Here is a 20,865-nt window from a genome sequence, read left to right on the forward strand (position 1 = left end):
GGCGCTTCGCGGGGCAAGTCGGATCGCCGCACCGCCGCTCCCACATCTGTTTCGGGCCAGTGAGGCCTGTGCCATTTGCGCGCGACCGCCTTGTTTGTCCGACGCGATATTGTGGCGGGCACCAAAGTGCCGCGCGCCAATGCATCAGGCATAACTGGCCCGAAACAGATGTGGGAGCGGCGGTGCGGCGATCCGACTTGCCCCGCGAAGCGCCGCGCGGGCGGCGCTCGATCTCATAGGCGCTGAAGCTGTTGTGGCGAACACCCCGTGCCCACCCTTTTCTCCCGACATGCACCTCACAGCCAACAAACCCATCCGCCGTAAGACATTTCTGAACCTGAAACCAAATGCTACAGGTTCCAGCCACTTAGGAGGTTGCATTGATCTCACTGGCCTCTTCGCGGTAAACCCCACAAGATCCCGCGAAGAGGCCATCAGCCGCCATGGCGCCAGTTGGCCCAAACGATAACGGGGCAATCAAGCAGCGCCCAACGGCCTAGGCAGATCGCGCACCACATTAAGCGCCGCACTGCTCTGCGCCACCGGCATGATCTCGATGGTATTGATATTCACATGCGCGGGCTGGTCCGCAATCCAGGCCACCGTGGCCGCGATATCCTCCGGCAGAATCGCCTCCACATCACGGTACAGAGCCTGCACGGCCTCCACATCGCCCTTCAGGCGCACCAGCGAAAAATCGGTACCCGAGCACAGGCCCGGTTCAATGTTGCTCACCCGAACACACGTACCGGCCAGGTCGGCACGCAGATTGAGGCTGAACTGGCGAACGAATGCCTTGCTGGCGCCATACACGTTGCCGCCTGGGTAGGGGTAAGTGCCGGCAATGGAGCCGATGTTGATAATCATCCCGCTGTCCGCCGCCACCATCTGCGGCAGGATCTTGTGGGTGACCATGGCCAGCCCGGTGACATTGGTGTCGATCATCCGCTGCCAGTTTTCGGCGCTGCTGGCCTGGGCGCGATCGACGCCCAGCGCCAGCCCGGCGTTGTTCACCAGCAGGTCGATCTGCAGCGACGCATCACGGATCTGTTCGACTGCCGCTTCAAGCGACACCGGGTCGGTGACATCCAGGGCCAGCGGGATGAAATTGACCCCCAATTCACCCTCCAATGCCTGCAGTTTATCCATGCGCCGGGCGCCACCGATCACGCGGTAGCCCTTGGCAACCAAGGTACGACAGATGGCACGGCCGAACCCCGAGGAGGCGCCGGTTACGAATGCGGTTTTCATCAGTTATCTCCGGTTGGGTAAGTCAGACCAGGTACTTCACGCCCAGGCTGGTGAACAGGCACAGCATCGAGAACACCAACACCTTGCGCACCACGTCATTGCCTTTGCGCAAGGCCAGGGCACTGCCCATGTGGTTGCCGAGGATGTTGCAGGCCACCAGTGGCAGGGCCAGCAGGTACACAACCTTGCCGGCCATGATGAACGCCACCAGTGCGCCGATGTTGGAGGCGAAGTTGAAGGTCTTGGAGTTGGCCGAGCTGGACACCAGGTCCATGCGCAGCAGGTAGTGGAAGGCGATGATGAACATGCTGCCGGTGCCGGGGCCGAAGAAACCGTCATAAAAGCCGATGGTCAGGCAGGTCAATGGCACCACGGTGTACAGCACCCGCGGTGACAGCTCGCGTTCCTCGACCGGGCGGTCCTTAGGGGTGAGGAAAATCAGGATGCCGACCGGGATCAGCGCCAGGATGATCTTGCCCACGGTCTCCTGGGAGATCGACACAATCAGGTGCGCCCCCAGGTAGGCCCCGAGCAACGAGAACGGCACGCCGACCAGCGCCACCTTCCAGACCATCTTGCTGTTGGCCAGAAAGTTGCGAATGGCCGCCAGCGTGCCCAGGGTGCTGACCAGTTTTTCTTGCCCCAGGGCCACTTGCGGCGGCATGCCCACCAGCAAAAACCCAGGGACCAGAAACAGCCCGCCACCGCCGGCAATGCTGTCGACGAAGCCGGCAATGAACGCGATCGCCCCCAGCATCAGGATCGCCAGCAGCCAGTGTTCCGCCCAGAAAGCGCCTAACAGTTCCATAGCATTACTTCCATCGAGTGGTTGAGTGAGATCAGGAGCGCACTTCGTAGAGGTGATCGGCGCGGGTGAAATGCACACGGTTCAGGTCGTTGACTGCGAACAGGCGCATCAGCCAGCGGTCGGCACCGTCGTTTTGCGGCTCGAAGCCATCACGGGCATGCAATACGCGCTGGTTCTTGAACACCATGAAGTCACCCGGCAGCAGCAGGTGCGGCTCATCGAAGCGGCGGGTTTCCAGCACGCCGCGCAGGCTGGCCAGGGCTTGCTCGGCACGCAGGTTCAGCCCGTGGGTGTTTTCGCTGTCGAAACGGCACAACCACTCCCCCGCGTTGCCACGTGCCAGCACGGGCAGCTCCGCGGTGCAGCGCCGATTGGCGGTGAACGAGTCGGGGCGGCGAATTTCGAACTGTGGCTGGCAAAGCTCGCGCACGCTGGCCGCGGGCAGCGCCGCCACTACGGCATCGAGGTTGACCAGGGTTGTGCTGATACGCGGGTCACAGCGCATGCCGAAGAACGACAGGTACTCCGGGCAGCACGAAGCGCTGCCCAGTGGCTCGGACGACAACGGCAAGTCGGGGTTGTCGACGTGGTAGGAAAAGCGCAGGCGCGAGCCGTGGGAGCTTTTGTGGCTGGACGAGGTACGCGCCGGGATGACATGGCGGAACAGGCGCCCGTCGTTCTCCCCTTCATAAACGATCGGGTTGATCCCCATCAGGCTCTGCATGGTCAGGCTGACCAGGCAGGCTATCGGCGTGCTGCGCGGGCTGAGTACCCCGGAGTACGGCGTAGGGGGGACGTCGCGGTCGCGTGGGCAGTTGCGCACGATCATGCAGGTCAGCTGCGGGTCTTCGACGAAGCCACGAATCTGTTGGCAGAGTGCTTTGCCCAGCACCTCCTGTGCCTGGTCCTTGAGCTGCGGATAGAGCTCTTTGCTGGTTTCGAAATCGAGGGGGGTATTGTTCAGTACGGTTTGCCAGGCACTTGAAGTCACCCAAGGCAGGCGAATCTCCAGTGAAGTCTGAGGCTCGGCTGCTTGTTGCAGGTGTGCGCTTTCCATTTCGAGTGTTAGTCCATTGAGCTAGCTTGTGGCCATTCGGTGTCGTGCTAAGCCGGGCAGAGGCGGCAGACATTGTCTTTTTTTTGAAGCCGTTCACAGCTGTGCGATGGGGGTGGCGGAGGCAGAAAGGGCACCCGTCAATTGCATCGACTCAATCATTGTAATTACAAAAATAGAATCGACTCAATTTATTTCATCATCAACAAAGAACACCGATTGAATCGATTCAATCAACTCATTGATTTCAAAAGATTTCTGGAAAAACCGCCGTAGACACGCGTGCCTGGTGCCGAGTACAGCCGGAACGCGATTCGCCCCTTCCTCCGTTTTTGTTTAGCGAAACCACCTCAATCGGTGCAATTTACCTAGACAAAAACACAATTACTCCTATCAGACCTTTCGTGCTAGGCTTTCGCGTTCTTGCAGCTTCTGGTGCCATTTCCATGTGGGTTCCTCACTACAGCGACCTGGCACAGCCGGTCTATCTGATGATCGCCGACGCCCTTGAACAGGACATCGGTAGCGGCCGGCTGACCGCTGGCGAACGCTTGCCGACACTCAAGGACCTGGCCGAATCACTGAACGTGACGCCTGGCACCATCGGCCGAGCCTATGACGAAGCGGCCAAACGTGGCCTGGTGGTGGGCGAGGTGGGGCGCGGCACCTTCGTGCTGCAGCAACGCCAGGCGCAGGCCCCGGCAGCACGCCCCTTGATGCCGCCAGCCGAACGCGAGAGCGGGCAGATCGACCTTTCGATCATCAAGCCCAATGACGCGCACATGACCGACTGGCTGCGCGGGGCAATAAACGAACTGGCCGCGTCACCCGACCTGGCCCAGGTGCTCGATTACGTCACCGAGGGTGGCCATGCGACGCACAAGCAGGCCGGTGCGGCCTGGATCCAGCGCTGGATGCCTGAAGCCAACTGGCAGCAGGTAGTGCTGACCTCGGGTGCCCAGCATGGCCTGCTGGTGGCCATCAGCAGCCTGTCCAAAGGCGACGACGTCATACTGTGCGAGTCGTTCTGCTACCCAGGCATCATTTCGCTGGCCCATAGCATGGGGCGCCGCCTACGCGGTGTGGCCATGGACGAACACGGCCTGATTCCCGAGGCCTTGCGCACAGCGTGCATGGAGCACCGCCCTTCCCTGCTGGTGTGCGTCACCACCCACCAGAACCCGACCAACTCGATCATGCCCCACGCGCGCCGCGAAGCCATCGCCGCCATTGCCCGCGAGTTCGACCTGTTCATCGTCGATGACGATATCTACGGTTTCCTGGAGCCAGCACCTGGCTACAAGCCCTTGGCCGCCTATGCACCCGAACGCTCGGTATACCTCACCAGCTTGTCCAAGAGCGTGCTGCCAGCGCTGCGTATCGGCTACCTGTATGCCCCGCCGCAAACCCTGTCGCGGCTGTCGTCGATGGTGCGCAGCAGCGTGTGGATGCCATCGCCGTTGATGGCACAACTGGCCAGCAACCTGATCAACAGCGGCATGGCCGAGCAACTGGTGCAGGTGCAGCAGGACGAAGCGGCCACGCGCCAGCAGATGGCCCGTGAAATCCTCGGCAAGTACAAGATCCGCAGCCAGCCCTACAGTTTTCATATCTGGCTGGAGCTGCCCGAACCCTGGACCAGCGACGAATTTGCCAACCTGGCGCGCAACAATGGCGTCACCGTGGTCAGCGGCAGCCAGTTCCTGCCTGAGCGCAGCGCTGCCACCTGCGGCGTGCGTATCGCCCTGATGACGCCGAGCCGTTCGGAACTGGGCTTTGCCCTGACCAAACTGGTCAGCCTGCTGGATTCACCAGAGCCGCGGCTTTTCTACTAGGCGAATGACCCTGGACGGCTCGCTGCCGTCCTTTTGAGACAGGCCGACATCGGTTTCTGAAACGGACTACATCAACAAACGCCAGTCGCCTGCTAGGTTGCCCGAAAAATCCTAAGGGTAATGCTTGCATGAAAACCTACTACGGCCGTGCCAGTCTCCTCATGTGCTCGCTGTTGCTGGCGGCACCCTCGCTGGCTGATCCCCTGACAGCCGCCCCGCCTCCCTCCGCCTCGATCACTGCCGAAGCCGCCCGGGCAATGGCCTCAGCCGCCGAACGCGCTGCCCAGGCCGAGGGCTTTGCCATCGTCATCAGCATTGTCGACAACCATGGCAACCTCAAGCACTTCCACCGCATGGACGGCACCAGCAGCGGCAGCATCCAGGTCGCAAAGCTCAAGGCCGCGACTTCCGCCCGTTTCCCGCTTGCCTCCAGAACACTTGCAGAGCGCAGTGCTGCCCTGCCAGCGAATCCCTATGCGTCACTGCCTGGCTTCACACTACTGGGGGGTGGCCTGCCAATCATGGATGCGAATGGCCAGCATATCGGCGGCATCGGTATCAGCGGGGCTACGCCGGAGCTGGATGTGCAGTTTGCCCAGGCGGCGCTGGATGGCGATGCCTGACTCTCGAGGCTTACCTTTCATTTGCGCCCGTGAAGTTTCCTCGCACATAAAAAAACCCAGGGCAAATGCCCTGGGCTTTCGATGTAGCGCGACGCCTAACCGCTCTGATCAGAACGGAATATCGTCATCAAAGCTGTCAAAGTCAGCGGCCGGCTGCGGCGCTGGCTGCTGCGGTGCAGGACGCTGTGGCGCCTGCTGCGGGCGTTGGGCCTGCTGACGTGGCGGCGCCTGGTTGTACTGTTGCTGCTGGCCGCCCTGGTTGTAGTTGTTACCACCACCCTGGTTGTACTGGTCGCCGCCACCTTGCTGGTTCTGCGGACGGCCGCCCAGCAGCTGCATGGTGCCCTGCATGTCGACGATGATTTCGGTGGTGTAGCGCTTGATGCCGTCTTTTTCCCACTCACGGGTCTGCAGCTTGCCTTCGATGTACACCTGCGAACCCTTGCGCAGGTATTCGCCGGCGATTTCGGCAACCTTGCCGAACATCGACACGCGGTGCCACTCGGTACGCTCGACCTTCTGGCCCGACTGCTTGTCGGTCCACTGCTCGCTGGTAGCCAGGCTCAGGTTGGTCACGGCGTTACCGTTGGGCAGGTAGCGGACTTCGGGATCCTGGCCACAGGTGCCGACCAGAATGACTTTGTTAACCCCACGGGCCATAACGTTCTCCTAGGCTTCGCACGCCGAAGAGGCTGGGTTCACCAGACGCTCGAGGGTCGTACGGTCCAAAATTTTCGTATCCAGTTTGATATAGATGGCGGCTTCTTCTGCCACCACAACGGCGTCGGTTACACCCGGCACGGCCATCAGGCGTTCGGTCAACCCGGCTTCCCGGACTGCCTCGGGCGTCAACGGCATGCGCAGGCTGGTCACATACGGCGGCTCGTTCATGCGCAAGGCAACGACCAGCCACACGGCACACAGCGCCGCACAACCCAGAAACACCATGTTCAGCCCACCGTGCTGGAACAACCAGCCACCGAGGATTCCGCCTAGGGCGGCACCCAGGAACTGGCTGGTGGAATACACCCCCATCGCCGTTCCCTTGCCACCCGCAGGCGACACCTTGCTCACCAGCGAAGGCAGCGAGGCTTCCAGCAGGTTGAATGCAGTAAAGAATACCACGGTGCCAATCACCAGTCCGCGCAAGTTGTCAGCCCACTGCCAGAAGAACACCTCCACCAGCAGCAACACACTGACCGCTCCGGCCAGCACGCGTTTCATCTTGCGCTTCTTCTCGCCGTAGATGATGAACGGCACCATTGCAAAAAATGAGATGAACAGCGCGGTCAGGTACACCCACCAGTGTTCTTCCTTCGGCAGGCCGCCCCGTTCGACGAAGGCAAGAGGCAGGGCGACGAAGCTGGCCATGAGGATGGCATGCAGGATGAAGATACCGACGTCCAGGCGCAGAAGGTCCGCATGGCGCAGGGTCGGGCCGAGTGCCTGGCGCGCGACACCCGACTCGCGGTGCTGCAGGGTGCTGTGGGAATTGGGCACGACGAAGGCAATCAGCAGGATACCGACCAAGGCAAGCCCCGCCGTGGCAAGGAACAATCCTGACAAGCCGAAGGCACTGGTCAACAGTGGCCCGACGACCATGGCGACGGCGAATGACAGGCCGATGCTCATGCCGATCATGGCCATGGCCTTGGTGCGGTGTTGCTCGCGGGTAAGGTCGGACAGCAGCGCCATGACCGCCGCAGAAATCGCCCCCGCGCCCTGCAGAATGCGCCCGGCGATCACGCCCCAGATAGAGTCGGCCTGGGCCGCCAAAATGCTGCCCAGGGCGAAGATCACCAGCCCCAGGTAGATCACCGGACGCCGCCCGATGCGGTCGGACACCATGCCGAACGGGATCTGCAGTACCGCCTGGGTCAGGCCATAGGCGCCAATGGCCAGGCCGATCAGCGCGGGCGTGGCGCCAGCCAGGTCCATGCCGTAGGTGGCCAGCACCGGCAAGACCATGAACATGCCCAGCATACGAAAGGCAAAGACCAGGGCCAGGCCGCTTGCGGCGCGGGTTTCGCTGCCACTCATGCGCTCGTTGTGGGTGTCGTGCATGGATTAACCTCGTGTGAACCGGCGGCGATTCTATCAGTCCGACAGCTAGACGGCATATACGCGACGCTTTGCCGCGTAATGGCAGCGCGCCGTATACTTCCTTGTTTATGCCCGCCGAGCGAGGCCGCAGTGGACAAGATCCTGATTCGTGGGGCACGTACCCACAACCTGAAGAACATCGACCTGACCCTGCCGCGGGACAAGCTGATCGTGATCACCGGCCTGTCCGGATCCGGCAAGTCCTCACTGGCGTTCGACACGCTGTACGCCGAAGGCCAGCGCCGCTATGTCGAATCGCTGTCGGCCTATGCCCGGCAGTTCCTGTCGATGATGGAAAAGCCCGACGTCGACACCATTGAAGGGCTCTCCCCGGCCATCTCCATCGAGCAGAAGTCGACGTCGCACAACCCGCGCTCTACCGTGGGCACGATCACCGAGATCTACGACTACCTGCGCCTGCTTTATGCCCGCGTCGGCACCCCGCGCTGCCCGGACCACGACATCCCGCTGGAAGCGCAGACCATCAGCCAGATGGTCGACCTGGTACTGGAGCGCCCAGAAGGCAGCAAGCTGATGCTGCTGGCCCCGGTAATCCGCGAGCGCAAGGGCGAGCACCTGGCGGTGTTCGACGAGCTGCGCGCCCAAGGCTTCGTCCGCGCACGGGTCAACGGCAAGCTCTACGAGCTCGATGAACTGCCCAAGCTGGACAAGCAGAAGAAGCACAGCATCGATGTGGTGGTAGACCGCTTCAAGGTCCGCGCCGACCTGCAGCAGCGCCTGGCCGAGTCGTTCGAGACTGCGCTCAAGCTGGCCGACGGCATCGCGCTGGTGGCGCCGATGGACGATGAGGAAGGCGAAGAGATGATCTTCTCCGCCCGCTTCGCCTGCCCGGTCTGCGGCCATGCGATCAGCGAGCTGGAACCCAAGCTGTTCTCGTTCAACAACCCGGCCGGTGCCTGCCCGACCTGTGACGGCCTGGGCGTCAAGCAGTTCTTCGACACCAAGCGCCTGGTCAATACCGAGCTGACCTTGGCCGAGGGCGCGATACGTGGCTGGGACCGGCGCAACGTCTATTACTTCCAGATGCTCGGCTCGCTGTCCGCGCATTACGGGTTCAGCCTGGAGGCGCCGTTCGGCGAGCTGTCGGCCGAGCACCAGAAGGTGATCCTGCAAGGCAGCGGCAAGCAGAGCGTGGACTTCAAGTACCTCAACGACCGGGGCGACATCGTCAAGCGCTCGCACCCGTTCGAAGGCATCGTGCCGAACCTGGAGCGGCGCTACCGCGAAACCGAGTCGGCCACGGTGCGTGAAGAGCTGGCCAAGCTGCTCGGCACCCAGCCCTGCCCCGACTGCCGCGGTACCCGCCTGCGGCGCGAGGCCCGCCACGTGTGGGTTGGCGAGAAAACCCTGCCGGCAGTTACCAACCTGCCCATCGGTGAAGCCAGCAACTACTTCGGCGAGCTGACCCTGACCGGGCGCCGAGGCGAAATTGCTTCGAAGATCCTCAAGGAAATCTGCGAGCGCCTGCAATTTCTGGTCAACGTCGGCCTGGACTACCTGACACTGGACCGCAGCGCCGACACCCTGTCGGGCGGTGAAGCCCAGCGCATCCGCCTTGCCAGCCAGATCGGCGCGGGCCTGGTCGGGGTGATGTACATCCTCGACGAACCGTCCATCGGTCTTCATCAACGCGACAACGACCGCCTGCTGGCCACCCTCAACCACCTGCGCGACCTTGGCAACACGGTGATCGTGGTGGAGCACGACGAGGACGCTATCCGCCTGGCTGACTACGTGGTGGACATCGGCCCGGGGGCCGGGGTGCATGGCGGCCAGATCGTCGCCGAGGGCACGCCTGAAGAGGTCATGGCGCACCCTGACTCGCTGACCGGCAAATACCTGTCCGGGCGCAAGAAGATCGCCGTGCCAGCCAAACGCACACCGCGCGACAAGAAGCTCTCGCTGAAACTCAAGGGTGCCCGCGGCAACAACCTGCAGAACGTCGACCTGGAAATCCCGATCGGCCTGCTGACCTGCGTGACAGGGGTATCGGGTTCGGGCAAGTCGACGCTGATCAACAACACCTTGTACCCGCTCGCAGCGACCGCGCTGAACGGTGCCAGCAGCCTGGAAGCCGCGCCGCACAGCAGCATGGACGGCATGCAGCACCTGGACAAGGTAGTCGATATCGACCAGAGCCCGATTGGCCGCACACCGCGCTCCAACCCGGCAACCTACACCGGTATCTTCACGCCTATCCGCGAACTGTTCTCGGGCGTGCCCGAGTCGCGCTCGCGTGGCTATGGCCCCGGTCGCTTCTCGTTCAACGTCAAGGGGGGGCGTTGTGAGGCGTGCCAGGGCGACGGCCTGATCAAGGTCGAGATGCACTTCCTGCCAGACATCTACGTGCCGTGCGATGTGTGCAAGAGCAAGCGCTATAACCGCGAAACCCTGGAGATCAAGTACAAGGGCAAGAACATCCACGAGGTGCTGGAAATGACCATCGAGGATGCCCGCGAGTTCTTCGATGCGGTGCCGGCGCTGGCGCGCAAGCTGCAAACGCTGATGGACGTGGGCCTGTCATACATCAAGCTGGGGCAGTCGGCGACGACCTTGTCCGGCGGTGAGGCGCAGCGGGTGAAGCTGTCGCGCGAGCTGTCCAAGCGCGACACCGGCAAGACCCTGTACATCCTCGACGAGCCGACCACCGGCCTGCACTTTGCCGATATCCAGCAGTTGCTCGATGTGCTGCACCGCCTGCGCGACCACGGCAACACCGTGGTGGTGATCGAGCACAACCTGGACGTGATCAAGACGGCCGACTGGCTGGTGGACCTGGGGCCGGAGGGTGGCTCCAAGGGTGGGCAGATCATTGCCACCGGTACGCCGGAAGAGCTGGCCAAGATGAAGCAGTCCTACACCGGGCATTACCTCAAGCCGCTGTTGGAGCGTGACCGGGCCTGATCCGCCTGTGCATAAAAAAGCCCCTGATACCGTAGGTGCCAGGGGCTTTTTCGTGGGCTGTGGATAACTTACATCTGCGACTGCAGGTAGTTCTCCAGGCCGATCACCTTGATCAGGCCCTGCTGCTTCTCCAGCCAGTAGGTGTGATCTTCTTCGGTGTCAGCCAGCTGTGCGCGCAGGATGTCGCGGCTGATGTAGTCCTTGTGCAGCTCGCACAGCTCGATGCCTTTGCACAGCGCGGCACGCACCTTGTATTCGAGCTTGAGGTCAGCCTCGATCATTTCCGGCACTGTGCTGCCCACTTCGAGGTCATCGGCACGCATGTCGGGCGTACCTTCGAGCATGAGGATGCGGCGCATCAGCGCATCGGCGTGCTGCGTCTCTTCTTCCATCTCGTGGTTGATGCGCTCGTAGAGCTTGGACAGGCCCCAGTCTTCATACATACGCGAGTGAATGAAGTACTGGTCGCGTGCTGCCAGTTCGCCCTTCAGCAACGTGACGAGGTAGTTGATTACGTCCGGGTGACCTTGCATCGCCCTGCTTCTCCATGTGAAAACATCAATGGACATAGTGTGAACCAGGTTTTGCTCGCGGTCACGGATAAACGCGCAATAACAGGCAAAAAATCGGCTAAACAGTAGTGATATTCATTGAAAAACCGCCCAAATGAGGGCGGTTCTTCTTATCACTTCGAGTTAAGCGAGGTTCACGCCCAACGCCTTGGCAATGCCTTCGCCGTAGGCGGCGTCAGCCTTGTAGAAGTACTGGAGCTGACGCTGGATCACATCCTCGCTCACCCCTGCCATGGCACCGGCGATGTTACTGATCAGCAAGGCCTTCTGCTGTTCGTTCATCAGGCGGAACAACGCACCGGCGTGGCTGTAGTAGTCGTTGTCCTCGCGGTGATCGTAGCGATCAGCCGAACCATTGAGGGCCAGTGCAGGCTCGGCATGGCGTGGGGACTGCTTGGGCGCATCGCCGTAGCTGTTGGGCTCGTAGTTCGGCGCGCTACCGTAGCTGCCCGTGGCCATCGAGCCGTCACGCTGGTAGCTGTTGACCGTGCAGCGCGGTGCATTGACCGGCAGGTGCTGGTGGTTGGTACCCACGCGGTAGCGGTGGGCATCAGCGTAGGCGAACACGCGACCTTGCAGCATGCGGTCTGGCGACAGCCCCACGCCAGGGACCATGTTGCTAGGGCCGAACGCGGCCTGCTCGACTTCGGCGAAGTAGTTGAGCGGGTTGCGGTTGAGCTCCAGCACACCCACCTCGATCAGCGGGTAGTCCTTTTGCGACCAGGTCTTGGTCACGTCGAACGGGTTCTCGTCGCGGCTGGCCGCCTCGGCTTCACTCATCACCTGAATGCACACTGTCCAGCGCGGGTAGTCGCCACGCTCGATGGCCTCGAACAGGTCGCGCTGGGCGTAGTCCGGGTCTGTGCCGGCCAGGCGTGCAGCGTCGGCTGGGGCGAGGTTCTTGATGCCTTGCTGGGTCTTGAAGTGCCATTTGACCCAGGTGCGCTCGCCTGCCGCACTGATCAGGCTGTAGGTGTGGCTGCCGAAACCGTGCATGTGACGATAGCCGTCCGGAATGCCGCGGTCGGAGAACAGGATGGTGACCTGGTGCAGTGCCTCGGGTGAGTGCGACCAGAAGTCCCACATCATCTGGGCGTTCTTCAGGTTGGATTGCGGGTGGCGCTTCTGGGTGTGGATAAAGTCCGGGAACTTGAGCGGGTCACGGATGAAGAACACCGGGGTGTTATTGCCAACGATGTCCCAGTTGCCTTCCTCGGTATAGAACTTCAGCGCAAAACCTCGCGGGTCACGCTCGGTGTCGGCCGAACCCCGTTCGCCACCGACGGTGGAGAAACGCAGGAAGGTTTCAGTCTGTTTGCCGACCTGCTCGAACAACTTGGCGCTGGTGTATGCGGTGATGTCGCGGGTGACGGTAAACGTGCCATAGGCGCCCGAACCCTTGGCGTGAACACGACGCTCGGGGATGTTCTCGCGGTTGAAGTGGGCGAGCTTCTCGATCAGGTGGAAATCGTCGAGCAGCAGCGGACCGCGTGGGCCGGCAGAGCGGGAATTCTGGTTGTCAGCTACAGGTGCACCGCTGGCGGTGGTGAGAATCTTGCTCATGGGCTCTCCTTATCGGTCTTGAAGTGCCGGCTAATCGGCTTGGATAGGAGTATTGACGAGCGGTTGTTTCAGGACAAATTCATTACATGACTTGTATCAATAGAAATTAACAATACGTACAGAAACAAAAAACCGGGCACTAGGCCCGGTTTTTTGTAGCAGACAGAACGTCTTACTCGGCAGCTTCTACAGCACCACCGACTGGACGATCAACCAGCTCGACGTACGCCATAGGCGCGTTGTCGCCAGCGCGGAAACCGCACTTCAGGATGCGCAGGTAGCCGCCCTGACGGGAGGCGTAACGCTTGCCCAGATCGTTGAACAGTTTGCCAACAGCGGACTTCGAACGGGTACGGTCGAAGGCCAGACGACGGTTAGCAACGCTGTCTTCCTTGGCCAGGGTGATCAGCGGCTCGGCAACGCGGCGCAGTTCCTTGGCTTTCGGCAGGGTGGTTTTGATCAGCTCGTGCTCGATCAGCGACACTGCCATGTTCTGGAACATAGCTTTGCGGTGAGAGCTGGTACGGCTCAGGTGACGTCCACTTTTACGATGACGCATGATTCATTCCTTACCAAACACTACGTTCGGTGATTACGACGATCAGGCGGTCGCCTTGTCGTCTTTCTTAAGACTTGCAGGCGGCCAGTTGTCGAGGCGCATGCCGAGAGACAGACCACGAGAGGCCAGGACGTCCTTGATTTCAGTCAGGGACTTCTTGCCCAGGTTAGGAGTCTTCAACAGCTCTACTTCGGTACGCTGAATCAGGTCGCCGATGTAGTAGATGTTCTCCGCCTTGAGGCAGTTGGCCGAACGTACAGTCAGTTCCAGGTCGTCAACCGGACGCAGCAGGATCGGATCGATCTCGTCTTCCTGCTCGACAACAACCGGCTCACTGTCACCTTTGAGGTCGACGAACGCGGCCAGCTGCTGTTGCAGGATGGTCGCAGCGCGGCGGATAGCCTCTTCAGGATCCAGGGTGCCGTTGGTTTCCAGATCAATGACCAGCTTGTCCAAGTTGGTACGCTGCTCAACACGGGCGTTTTCGACCACATAGGCGATACGACGCACCGGGCTGAACGAAGCGTCCAACTGCAGACGGCCAATGCTACGGCTTTCGTCTTCGTCGGTCTGACGGGAGTCGGCCGGCTCGTAACCACGACCACGAGCTACGGTGAGCTTCATGTTCAGGGCGCCATTCGACGCCAGGTTCGCGATTACGTGATCGGGGTTGACGATCTCGACATCGTGATCCAGCTGAATATCGGCAGCGGTAACCACCCCCGAACCCTTTTTCGACAAGGTCAGCGTAACTTCGTCACGACCGTGCAGTTTGATAGCCAGGCCTTTCAGGTTCAACAGGATTTCAATGACGTCTTCCTGAACACCTTCGATCGCGGAGTACTCATGGAGTACGCCATCGATCTCGGCCTCGACTACTGCACAGCCAGGCATGGAGGACAACAGGATGCGGCGCAGCGCGTTGCCCAGGGTATGGCCGAAGCCACGCTCGAGAGGCTCGAGCGTGATCTTGGCGCGGGTCGGACTGACTACCTGCACATCAATGTGGCGGGGAGTCAGGAACTCATTTACCGAAATCTGCATGGATGCACCTATTTTCTAGCCCTTACTTGGAGTAGAGCTCGACAATCAGGTTCTCGTTGATGTCGGCGGACAGGTCGCTGCGAGCAGGAACGTTCTTGAAAACGCCCGACTTTTTAGCAGCATCCACATCAACCCACTCAACGCGGCCACGCTGGGCGCACAGTTCAAGGGCTTGAACAATGCGCAGCTGGCTCAGCGACTTCTCGCGAACCGCGACCACGTCACCCGGACGAACTTGGTAGGATGGAATGTTTACAGTCTTACCGTTGACGCTGATCGCTTTGTGCGAAACCAGCTGACGGGACTCGGAACGAGTCGAGCCGAAGCCCATACGGTAAACGACGTTATCCAGACGGCACTCGAGCAGTTGCAGCAGGTTCTCACCGGTTGCGCCTTTTTTCGAGGCAGCAGCTTGGTAGTAACCGCGGAACTGACGCTCCAGAACACCGTAGATACGACGGACTTTTTGTTTCTCGCGCAGCTGGGTACCGTAGTCGGACTGACGGCCACGGCGCTGGCCGTGGATACCTGGGGCTGCTTCGATGTTGCACTTCGATTCCAGAGCGCGAACGCCGCTCTTCAGGAACAGATCGGTGCCTTCACGACGAGACAGTTTGCATTTTGGACCAATGTAACGTGCCATTCTTCTGTCTCCTGATTACACGCGACGCTTCTTCGGCGGACGGCACCCGTTATGCGGGATTGGCGTCACGTCGGTGATGCTGGCGATCTTGTAGCCGCAGCTGTTCAATGCACGAACGGCGGACTCACGACCTGGACCTGGACCCTTGACGTTAACGTCGAGGTTCTTCAGACCGTATTCCAGCGCAGCTTGACCAGCACGCTCAGCAGCAATCTGAGCTGCGAACGGGGTGGATTTGCGCGAACCACGGAAACCCGAACCACCGGAGGTCGCCCAGGACAAAGCATTGCCCTGACGGTCGGTGATGGTCACGATGGTGTTGTTAAAAGAAGCGTGGATGTGGGCGATGCCATCAACCACTGTCTTTTTGACTTTCTTACGAGGACGAGCAGCAGGTTTTGCCATGTCTATATTCCTGGGCGGTTACTTGCGGATCGGCTTACGCGGGCCCTTACGGGTGCGTGCGTTGGTCTTGGTGCGCTGACCGCGAACCGGCAGACCTTTACGATGACGCAGGCCGCGGTAGCAACCCAGGTCCATCAAGCGCTTGATCTTCATGTTGATGTCACGACGCAGGTCACCTTCGGTGGTGAACTTCGCGACTTCGCCACGCAGGGTTTCGATTTGCTCGTCGCTCAGATCCTTGATCTTAGCGGCTGGGTTTACACCAGCGTCTGCACAGATCTTCTGCGCAGTTGTGCGACCGACACCATAGATGTAGGTCAGCGAGATAACAGTATGCTTGTTATCTGGAATGTTGACGCCTGCAATACGGGCCATTCAGTGGGACTCCAATTGACAGCTACCTACGCCCCGGAAGCCAAGAAATAGGGCGCGAGATAATATCGCTGTAGAAACGAATAATCAACCCAGCAGCACACTAGCTGCTGGGTTTGAAGCGACGATCACAATCAGCCTTGGCGCTGTTTGTGACGCGGTTCCGCGCTGCAGATCACTCGTACGACGCCTTCGCGACGGATGATCTTGCAGTTACGGCACAGCTTTTTCACCGATGCACGAACTTTCATTACCGACTCCTCGAACCTTAGGGGCGTATCAGCGCAGCAAACCGCTGCCACCGTAGCCTTTCAGGTTGGCTTTCTTCATCAGGGATTCGTACTGGTGCGAAACGAGGTGCGATTGTACTTGGGACATGAAGTCCATCACAACCACTACCACAATCAGCAACGAGGTCCCGCCAAGGTAGAACGGCACATTTGCTGCCACCACCAGGAACTGGGGCAGAAGGCAGACGGCCATCATGTATAGAGCACCGAACATGGTCAAACGGGTCAGAACGCCATCAATGTAGCGCGCCGACTGCTCACCAGGACGGATACCCGGAATAAAGGCACCGGACTTCTTCAGGTTTTCCGCTACGTCTTTCGGATTGAACATCAACGCTGTGTAGAAGAAGCAGAAGAAAATGATCCCTGCACTAAACAGCAAAATGTTCAACGGCTGACCAGGAGCGATCGACTGCGAGATGTCCTGCAGCCAGCCCATACCTTCGGACTGACCGAACCAGGCACCCAGCGAAGCCGGGAACAGCAAAATGCTGCTGGCGAAAATGGCCGGGATAACCCCTGCCATGTTCACCTTCAACGGCAAGTGGCTGGTCTGCGCAGCGAAGACCTTGCGGCCCTGCTGACGCTTGGCGTAGTGAACGGCGATACGACGCTGACCACGCTCAATGAACACCACGAAACCGATAATCGCTACTGCCAGCAAACCGATAGCGACCAGGGCGAAAATGTTGATATCGCCTGTGCGCGCAGACTCGAAAGACTGCCCGATTGCTCTCGGAAGACCGGCAACGATACCCGCGAAGATCAACATCGAGATACCGTTGCCCACACCGCGCTCGGTGATCTGCTCGCCCAGCCACATCATGAACATCGCGCCTGCCACAAACGTGGAAACCGCGACGACATGGAAGCCTAGACCGGCAGAAAACGCCACGCCCTGGTTGGCCAGGCCAATGGACATGCCAATGGCTTGGACCAGCGCCAGAATAACGGTGCCGTAGCGGGTGTACTGGCTGATCTTGCGACGGCCAGCTTCACCTTCCTTCTTCAACTGCTCCAGTTGCGGGCTGACCGCCGTCATCAACTGCATGATGATCGATGCCGAAATGTACGGCATGATCCCCAGTGCAAAGATGCTCATGCGCTCAAGCGCACCACCGGAAAACATGTTGAACAAGCTAAGAATGGTCCCCTCATTCTGCCGAAACAGATCCGCCAAACGGTCCGGATTGATGCCTGGAACCGGGATATGCGCACCTATCCGATAGACGATGATCGCCATGAACAGAAAGCGCAGACGAGCCCAGAGTTCCGACATCCCGCCCTTACCGAGCGAAGAGAGAGCACCTTGCTTAGCCATTTATTCCTCGAATTTGCCGCCAGCTGCTTCGATAGCCGCACGCGCACCCTTGGTGGCTGCGATGCCCTTGATGGTGACTGCGCGAGTAACTTCGCCAGACAGCATGATTTTCACACGCTGAATGTGCTGGTTGATCACGTTGGCATCCTTCAGGGATTGCACGGAGATCACGTCGCCTTCCACTTTGGCCAGCTCGGACAGACGCACTTCTGCGCGGTCCATGGCTTTCAGCGAAACGAAGCCGAATTTCGGCAGACGACGGTGCAGCGGCTGTTGACCGCCTTCGAAGCCCGGAGCGATCGAACCACCCGAACGGGAGGTCTGACCTTTGTGGCCACGGCCGCCGGTCTTACCCAGACCGCTACCGATACCACGACCCGGACGATGTTTTTCGCGACGGGAACCCGGCGCTGGACTCAGATCATTGAGTTTCATCGATTAACCCTCGACGCGCAGCATGTAGTAAGCCTTGTTGATCATCCCGCGATTCTCGGGAGTATCCTGGACTTCTACAGTGTGACCGATGCGACGCAGACCCAGACCCTTAACGCACAGTTTGTGGTTAGGAATACGGCCCGAGACGCTCTTGATCAGCGTTACTTTAACGGTTGCCATGATCAGAAGATCTCCTCGACGCTCTTGCCGCGCTTGGCAGCAATGGATTCAGGAGATTGCATGGCTTTCAGACCCTTGAAGGTGGCGTAAACCACGTTCACTGGGTTGGTCGAACCGTAGCACTTGGCCAGAACGTTCTGAACACCAGCAACTTCCAGGACAGCACGCATTGCGCCGCCGGCGATGATACCGGTACCTTCCGAAGCAGGCTGCATGTAAACCTTCGAGGCGCCGTGGGCAGCCTTGGTGGCGTACTGCAGGGTAGTGCCCTTCAGGTCAACCTGGATCATATTGCGACGAGCAGCTTCCATGGCTTTCTGGATCGCGGCTGGTACTTCGCGCGACTTGCCACGGCCGAAGCCAACACGACCTTTACCATCACCTACCACGGTCAACGCGGTGAAGGTGAAGATACGGCCGCCTTTTACGGTCTTGGCAACGCGGTTAACTTGAACCAGCTTCTCGATGTAGCCTTCGTCGCGCTTTTGATCGTTATTTGCCATAACTTAGAACTCCAGCCCGCCTTCACGAGCAGCATCAGCCAGCGCTTTGACGCGGCCATGGTACTTGAAGCCGGAACGGTCAAAGGCAACTTGAGATACACCGGCGGCTTTCGCACGCTCAGCTACCAGCTTGCCAACCTTAGTGGCCGCGTCGATGTTGCCAGTGGCGCCATCACGCAGGTCTTTGTCCAAGGTCGAGGCGCTTGCCAGAACCTTGCTGCCGTCGGCCGAAATGACCTGGGCATAGATGTGCTGCGAGGAGCGGAACACGCACAGGCGCACGACTTCGAGTTCGTGCATCTTGAGGCGTGCTTTGCGAGCGCGACGCAGTCGAGTAACTTTTTTGTCGGTCATTTGCTAGGCCCTACTTCTTCTTGGCTTCTTTACGACGGACTACTTCGTCCGCGTAACGCACACCTTTACCTTTGTAAGGCTCTGGCGGACGGAAGTCGCGGATTTCAGCGGCCACCTGACCTACCAGCTGCTTGTCGATACCCTTGATCAGGATGTCGGTCTGGCTAGGTGTTTCAGCGGTGATACCGGCTGGCAGTTCGTAGTCCACTGGGTGCGAGAAGCCCAGGGCCAGGTTCAGGACGGTGCCCTTGGCCTGAGCCTTGTAACCAACACCGACCAGCTGGAGCTTACGCTCGAAGCCTTGGCTTACGCCTTGGACCATGTTGTTGACCAGAGCGCGGGTAGTACCGGCCATGGCGCGAGCTTGCTGGTCACCATTGCGAGCGACGAAACGCAGCTCACCAGACTCTTCGGTAACTTCAACAGACGAGTGAACGTTCAGTTCGAGAGTGCCTTTGGCACCCTTCACCGAAAGCTGCTGGCCGGCGAATTTGACTTCGACACCAGATGGCAGCTTAACGGGGTTCTTAGCGACGCGAGACATGTCTATCCCCCCTTAGAACACTGTGCAGAGAACTTCGCCGCCGACGCCGGCAGCGCGCGCAGCGCGATCAGTCATCACACCTTTGTTGGTGGAGACAATAGACACGCCCAGACCGCCACGTACTTTCGGCAGATCGGTGACGGCCTTGTACTGGCGCAGGCCTGGACGGCTGGAGCGCTTCAGTTCCTCGATGACCGGACGGCCTTCGAAGTACTTCAGTTCGATCGACAGGGAGGGCTTGGCTTCGCCACTGACTTGGTAGCCAGCGATGTAACCTTCATCCTTCAGAACTTTGGCAACCGCAACCTTCAGCGTAGAGGAAGGCATGCTCACGACGGACTTTTCAGCCATCTGGGCATTACGGATGCGAGTTAGCATGTCCGCTAACGGGTCCTGCATACTCATGGGCTAGATGCTCCTGATACAAGAATTATTAGCCTTGCGGCTATCACAACCACCCGAGCGGGTTGGGTAAAAAACCCAGGCTCAGGTGAGCCGGTCATTCTAGACACAAGGCAGAAACGAAACAAGCCCCATATAGGGGCTTGTTTGTTGGCGAGGTCACCGGCGGTCGGAAGATTGCTCCCCTTCCGCCGGGATCACACCTGCAGCGATTACCAGGAGGCCTTGACCAGACCTGGTACGTCACCACGCATTGCCGCTTGACGCAGCATGTTACGGCCCAGGCCGAACTTACGGTATACACCGTGAGGACGACCGGTCAGGCGGCAACGGTTGCGCAGACGCGCAGCGCTGGCATCACGTGGCTGCTTCTGCAGAGCGACAACGGCAGCGAAACGCTCTTCAGGAGAGGCGTTCAGGTTGACGATGGTCGCTTTCAGCTCAGCACGCTTTTTGGCGAACTTGGCTACCGTGAGCTGACGCTTCAGCTCGCGGTTTTTCATGCTCTTCTTGGCCATTTTCCTACTCCAATCAGTTGCGGAACGGGAATTTGAAAGCACGCAGCAGAGCGCGGCCTTCGTCATCCGAACGAGCAGTGGTGGTCAGGGTGATGTCCAAACCGCGCAGAGCATCGATCTTGTCGTAATCGATTTCCGGGAAGATGATCTGCTCTTTCACGCCCATGCTGTAGTTGCCACGGCCATCGAAGGACTTGGCATTCAGGCCGCGGAAGTCGCGAACCCGAGGCAGGGAGATCGCCAGCAGGCGGTCCAGGAATTCGTACATCTTGTCGCTACGCAGGGTCACCTTGACGCCGATCGGCCATCCTTCACGGACTTTGAAGCCCGCGATGGATTTACGAGCGAAAGTCACGACCGGCTTTTGACCGGTGATCTTTTCCAGGTCGGCAACAGCGTGCTCGATGACTTTTTTGTCGCCGATCGCTTCGCCCAGACCCATGTTCAGGGTGATTTTGGTAACGCGCGGAACTTCCATCACGTTCGACAGCTTAAGTTCTTCCTTAAGCTTGGGAGCGATTTCGTTCCGGTAAATCTCTTTCAGTCGTGCCATGGTCTTCT

General features: G+C 59.8%; 25 protein-coding genes. 3 read left to right on the top strand and 22 right to left on the bottom strand.

Annotated features, from left to right (window positions below; all coding sequences use genetic code 11):
- Positions 1-477: 477 nt before the first annotated feature.
- The 3 genes from CKW22_RS26450 to CKW22_RS26460 are packed head-to-tail and all read right to left on the bottom strand — an operon-like array spanning position 478 to position 3,116.
- Positions 478-1,251: an SDR family NAD(P)-dependent oxidoreductase gene (locus CKW22_RS26450; protein WP_033703478.1), complete on the bottom strand. Its 774-nt coding sequence runs from the start codon at positions 1,249-1,251 to the stop codon at positions 478-480.
- A 22-nt stretch (positions 1,252-1,273) separates the two neighbouring features.
- Positions 1,274-2,059, bottom strand: coding sequence for a TSUP family transporter (locus CKW22_RS26455; RefSeq protein WP_033703479.1), 786 nt, complete (start codon positions 2,057-2,059; stop codon positions 1,274-1,276).
- A gap of 31 nt (positions 2,060-2,090) precedes the next feature.
- Positions 2,091-3,116: a TauD/TfdA family dioxygenase gene (locus CKW22_RS26460; RefSeq protein ID WP_033703480.1), complete on the bottom strand. Its 1,026-nt coding sequence runs from the start codon at positions 3,114-3,116 to the stop codon at positions 2,091-2,093.
- A gap of 443 nt (positions 3,117-3,559) precedes the next feature.
- On the opposite strand from CKW22_RS26460, the gene CKW22_RS26465 reads away from it, so the two are divergent.
- Both CKW22_RS26465 and CKW22_RS26470 read left to right on the top strand, forming a co-directional pair.
- Positions 3,560-4,948: a PLP-dependent aminotransferase family protein gene (locus CKW22_RS26465; protein ID WP_033703482.1), complete on the top strand. Its 1,389-nt coding sequence runs from the start codon at positions 3,560-3,562 to the stop codon at positions 4,946-4,948.
- 128 nt (positions 4,949-5,076) lie between these two features.
- The gene (locus tag CKW22_RS26470; RefSeq protein WP_077068794.1) at positions 5,077-5,571 is read left to right on the top strand and encodes a heme-binding protein; all 495 of its coding nucleotides are present in this window, start codon (positions 5,077-5,079) and stop codon (positions 5,569-5,571) included.
- Between the two features lie 108 nt (positions 5,572-5,679).
- On the opposite strand, the gene CKW22_RS26475 is transcribed toward CKW22_RS26470, so the two are convergent.
- Entirely contained in the window at positions 5,680-6,231 is a 552-nt protein-coding gene (locus CKW22_RS26475) for a single-stranded DNA-binding protein (RefSeq protein ID WP_033703483.1), read from the bottom strand.
- 9 nt (positions 6,232-6,240) lie between these two features.
- Positions 6,241-7,635, bottom strand: coding sequence for an MFS transporter (locus tag CKW22_RS26480; protein ID WP_095065585.1), 1,395 nt, complete (start codon positions 7,633-7,635; stop codon positions 6,241-6,243).
- 129 nt (positions 7,636-7,764) lie between these two features.
- On the opposite strand from CKW22_RS26480, the gene uvrA reads away from it, so the two are divergent.
- On the top strand, positions 7,765-10,599 hold the full coding sequence (uvrA, locus tag CKW22_RS26485; protein ID WP_177447969.1) for an excinuclease ABC subunit UvrA: 2,835 nt from the start codon (positions 7,765-7,767) through the stop codon (positions 10,597-10,599).
- Between the two features lie 68 nt (positions 10,600-10,667).
- Here the strand turns inward: uvrA and bfr are convergent, their stop codons facing one another.
- The 17 genes from bfr to rplE all read right to left on the bottom strand — a co-directional run bounded on the left by bfr (position 10,668) and on the right by rplE (position 20,857).
- Positions 10,668-11,132 (bottom strand): bacterioferritin, encoded by a 465-nt coding sequence (bfr, locus tag CKW22_RS26490; RefSeq protein WP_008089766.1) that lies wholly within the window; start codon positions 11,130-11,132, stop codon positions 10,668-10,670.
- 162 nt (positions 11,133-11,294) lie between these two features.
- A complete protein-coding gene (locus CKW22_RS26495) occupies positions 11,295-12,734 on the bottom strand; it encodes a catalase (RefSeq protein ID WP_047583913.1) in 1,440 nt (479 codons plus the stop codon).
- A 172-nt stretch (positions 12,735-12,906) separates the two neighbouring features.
- On the bottom strand, positions 12,907-13,293 hold the full coding sequence (gene rplQ / locus CKW22_RS26500) for a 50S ribosomal protein L17 (protein WP_033703488.1): 387 nt from the start codon (positions 13,291-13,293) through the stop codon (positions 12,907-12,909).
- Positions 13,294-13,335: 42 nt separating this feature from the next.
- Positions 13,336-14,337: a DNA-directed RNA polymerase subunit alpha gene (rpoA, locus tag CKW22_RS26505; RefSeq protein WP_003255452.1), complete on the bottom strand. Its 1,002-nt coding sequence runs from the start codon at positions 14,335-14,337 to the stop codon at positions 13,336-13,338.
- Positions 14,338-14,359: 22 nt separating this feature from the next.
- Positions 14,360-14,980, bottom strand: coding sequence for a 30S ribosomal protein S4 (gene rpsD / locus CKW22_RS26510; RefSeq protein WP_009681977.1), 621 nt, complete (start codon positions 14,978-14,980; stop codon positions 14,360-14,362).
- 15 nt (positions 14,981-14,995) lie between these two features.
- Positions 14,996-15,385, bottom strand: a complete 390-nt coding sequence (rpsK, locus tag CKW22_RS26515; protein WP_003255454.1) for a 30S ribosomal protein S11 — start codon at positions 15,383-15,385, stop codon at positions 14,996-14,998.
- Positions 15,386-15,403: 18 nt separating this feature from the next.
- Positions 15,404-15,760 (bottom strand): 30S ribosomal protein S13, encoded by a 357-nt coding sequence (gene rpsM, locus CKW22_RS26520; RefSeq protein WP_003255457.1) that lies wholly within the window; start codon positions 15,758-15,760, stop codon positions 15,404-15,406.
- A gap of 131 nt (positions 15,761-15,891) precedes the next feature.
- Positions 15,892-16,008 carry a 50S ribosomal protein L36 gene (gene rpmJ, locus CKW22_RS26525; RefSeq protein WP_002555468.1) on the bottom strand — a complete coding sequence of 39 codons (117 nt, stop codon included), beginning with the start codon at positions 16,006-16,008 and terminating at the stop codon, positions 15,892-15,894.
- A gap of 28 nt (positions 16,009-16,036) precedes the next feature.
- Positions 16,037-17,368 carry a preprotein translocase subunit SecY gene (secY, locus tag CKW22_RS26530; RefSeq protein ID WP_003255459.1) on the bottom strand — a complete coding sequence of 444 codons (1,332 nt, stop codon included), beginning with the start codon at positions 17,366-17,368 and terminating at the stop codon, positions 16,037-16,039.
- On the bottom strand, positions 17,369-17,803 hold the full coding sequence (rplO, locus tag CKW22_RS26535) for a 50S ribosomal protein L15 (RefSeq protein ID WP_003255461.1): 435 nt from the start codon (positions 17,801-17,803) through the stop codon (positions 17,369-17,371).
- A gap of 3 nt (positions 17,804-17,806) precedes the next feature.
- The gene (gene rpmD, locus CKW22_RS26540) at positions 17,807-17,983 is read right to left on the bottom strand and encodes a 50S ribosomal protein L30 (RefSeq protein WP_008089798.1); all 177 of its coding nucleotides are present in this window, start codon (positions 17,981-17,983) and stop codon (positions 17,807-17,809) included.
- 2 nt (positions 17,984-17,985) lie between these two features.
- On the bottom strand, positions 17,986-18,486 hold the full coding sequence (rpsE, locus tag CKW22_RS26545) for a 30S ribosomal protein S5 (protein WP_003255465.1): 501 nt from the start codon (positions 18,484-18,486) through the stop codon (positions 17,986-17,988).
- A 3-nt stretch (positions 18,487-18,489) separates the two neighbouring features.
- Positions 18,490-18,840 (bottom strand): 50S ribosomal protein L18, encoded by a 351-nt coding sequence (gene rplR / locus CKW22_RS26550; protein ID WP_008089801.1) that lies wholly within the window; start codon positions 18,838-18,840, stop codon positions 18,490-18,492.
- Positions 18,841-18,850: 10 nt separating this feature from the next.
- The gene (gene rplF / locus CKW22_RS26555; RefSeq protein WP_003255469.1) at positions 18,851-19,384 is read right to left on the bottom strand and encodes a 50S ribosomal protein L6; all 534 of its coding nucleotides are present in this window, start codon (positions 19,382-19,384) and stop codon (positions 18,851-18,853) included.
- Between the two features lie 12 nt (positions 19,385-19,396).
- Positions 19,397-19,789 (bottom strand): 30S ribosomal protein S8, encoded by a 393-nt coding sequence (gene rpsH, locus CKW22_RS26560; protein WP_027594873.1) that lies wholly within the window; start codon positions 19,787-19,789, stop codon positions 19,397-19,399.
- Positions 19,790-19,998: 209 nt separating this feature from the next.
- Positions 19,999-20,304 (bottom strand): 30S ribosomal protein S14, encoded by a 306-nt coding sequence (rpsN, locus tag CKW22_RS26565; protein ID WP_012316516.1) that lies wholly within the window; start codon positions 20,302-20,304, stop codon positions 19,999-20,001.
- 13 nt (positions 20,305-20,317) lie between these two features.
- Positions 20,318-20,857: a 50S ribosomal protein L5 gene (gene rplE / locus CKW22_RS26570; protein WP_003255474.1), complete on the bottom strand. Its 540-nt coding sequence runs from the start codon at positions 20,855-20,857 to the stop codon at positions 20,318-20,320.
- Positions 20,858-20,865 lie beyond the last annotated feature (8 nt).

It is taken from the genome of Pseudomonas sp. Irchel s3f19 (assembly GCF_900187555.1).
In the GTDB taxonomy this organism is placed as follows: Bacteria; Pseudomonadota; Gammaproteobacteria; order Pseudomonadales; family Pseudomonadaceae; genus Aquipseudomonas; species Aquipseudomonas capeferrum.

Excerpts from the sequence above, each read along its gene's own strand:
- CKW22_RS26450 (WP_033703478.1), bottom strand. The coding sequence starts at position 1,251 with ATGAAAACCGCATTCGTAACCGGCGCCTCCTCGGGGTTCGGCCGTGCC.
- CKW22_RS26455 (WP_033703479.1), bottom strand. The coding sequence starts at position 2,059 with ATGGAACTGTTAGGCGCTTTCTGGGCGGAACACTGGCTGCTGGCGATC.
- CKW22_RS26460 (WP_033703480.1), bottom strand. The coding sequence starts at position 3,116 with ATGGAAAGCGCACACCTGCAACAAGCAGCCGAGCCTCAGACTTCACTG.
- CKW22_RS26465 (WP_033703482.1), top strand. The coding sequence starts at position 3,560 with ATGTGGGTTCCTCACTACAGCGACCTGGCACAGCCGGTCTATCTGATG.
- CKW22_RS26470 (WP_077068794.1), top strand. The coding sequence starts at position 5,077 with ATGAAAACCTACTACGGCCGTGCCAGTCTCCTCATGTGCTCGCTGTTG.
- CKW22_RS26475 (WP_033703483.1), bottom strand. The coding sequence starts at position 6,231 with ATGGCCCGTGGGGTTAACAAAGTCATTCTGGTCGGCACCTGTGGCCAG.
- CKW22_RS26480 (WP_095065585.1), bottom strand. The coding sequence starts at position 7,635 with ATGCACGACACCCACAACGAGCGCATGAGTGGCAGCGAAACCCGCGCC.
- bfr (WP_008089766.1), bottom strand. The coding sequence starts at position 11,132 with ATGCAAGGTCACCCGGACGTAATCAACTACCTCGTCACGTTGCTGAAG.
- CKW22_RS26495 (WP_047583913.1), bottom strand. The coding sequence starts at position 12,734 with ATGAGCAAGATTCTCACCACCGCCAGCGGTGCACCTGTAGCTGACAAC.
- rplQ (WP_033703488.1), bottom strand. The coding sequence starts at position 13,293 with ATGCGTCATCGTAAAAGTGGACGTCACCTGAGCCGTACCAGCTCTCAC.
- rpoA (WP_003255452.1), bottom strand. The coding sequence starts at position 14,337 with ATGCAGATTTCGGTAAATGAGTTCCTGACTCCCCGCCACATTGATGTG.
- rpsD (WP_009681977.1), bottom strand. The coding sequence starts at position 14,980 with ATGGCACGTTACATTGGTCCAAAATGCAAACTGTCTCGTCGTGAAGGC.
- rpsK (WP_003255454.1), bottom strand. The coding sequence starts at position 15,385 with ATGGCAAAACCTGCTGCTCGTCCTCGTAAGAAAGTCAAAAAGACAGTG.
- rpsM (WP_003255457.1), bottom strand. The coding sequence starts at position 15,760 with ATGGCCCGTATTGCAGGCGTCAACATTCCAGATAACAAGCATACTGTT.
- rpmJ (WP_002555468.1), bottom strand. The coding sequence starts at position 16,008 with ATGAAAGTTCGTGCATCGGTGAAAAAGCTGTGCCGTAACTGCAAGATC.
- secY (WP_003255459.1), bottom strand. The coding sequence starts at position 17,368 with ATGGCTAAGCAAGGTGCTCTCTCTTCGCTCGGTAAGGGCGGGATGTCG.
- rplO (WP_003255461.1), bottom strand. The coding sequence starts at position 17,803 with ATGAAACTCAATGATCTGAGTCCAGCGCCGGGTTCCCGTCGCGAAAAA.
- rpmD (WP_008089798.1), bottom strand. The coding sequence starts at position 17,983 with ATGGCAACCGTTAAAGTAACGCTGATCAAGAGCGTCTCGGGCCGTATT.
- rpsE (WP_003255465.1), bottom strand. The coding sequence starts at position 18,486 with ATGGCAAATAACGATCAAAAGCGCGACGAAGGCTACATCGAGAAGCTG.
- rplR (WP_008089801.1), bottom strand. The coding sequence starts at position 18,840 with ATGACCGACAAAAAAGTTACTCGACTGCGTCGCGCTCGCAAAGCACGC.
- rplF (WP_003255469.1), bottom strand. The coding sequence starts at position 19,384 with ATGTCTCGCGTCGCTAAGAACCCCGTTAAGCTGCCATCTGGTGTCGAA.
- rpsH (WP_027594873.1), bottom strand. The coding sequence starts at position 19,789 with ATGAGTATGCAGGACCCGTTAGCGGACATGCTAACTCGCATCCGTAAT.
- rpsN (WP_012316516.1), bottom strand. The coding sequence starts at position 20,304 with ATGGCCAAGAAGAGCATGAAAAACCGCGAGCTGAAGCGTCAGCTCACG.
- rplE (WP_003255474.1), bottom strand. The coding sequence starts at position 20,857 with ATGGCACGACTGAAAGAGATTTACCGGAACGAAATCGCTCCCAAGCTT.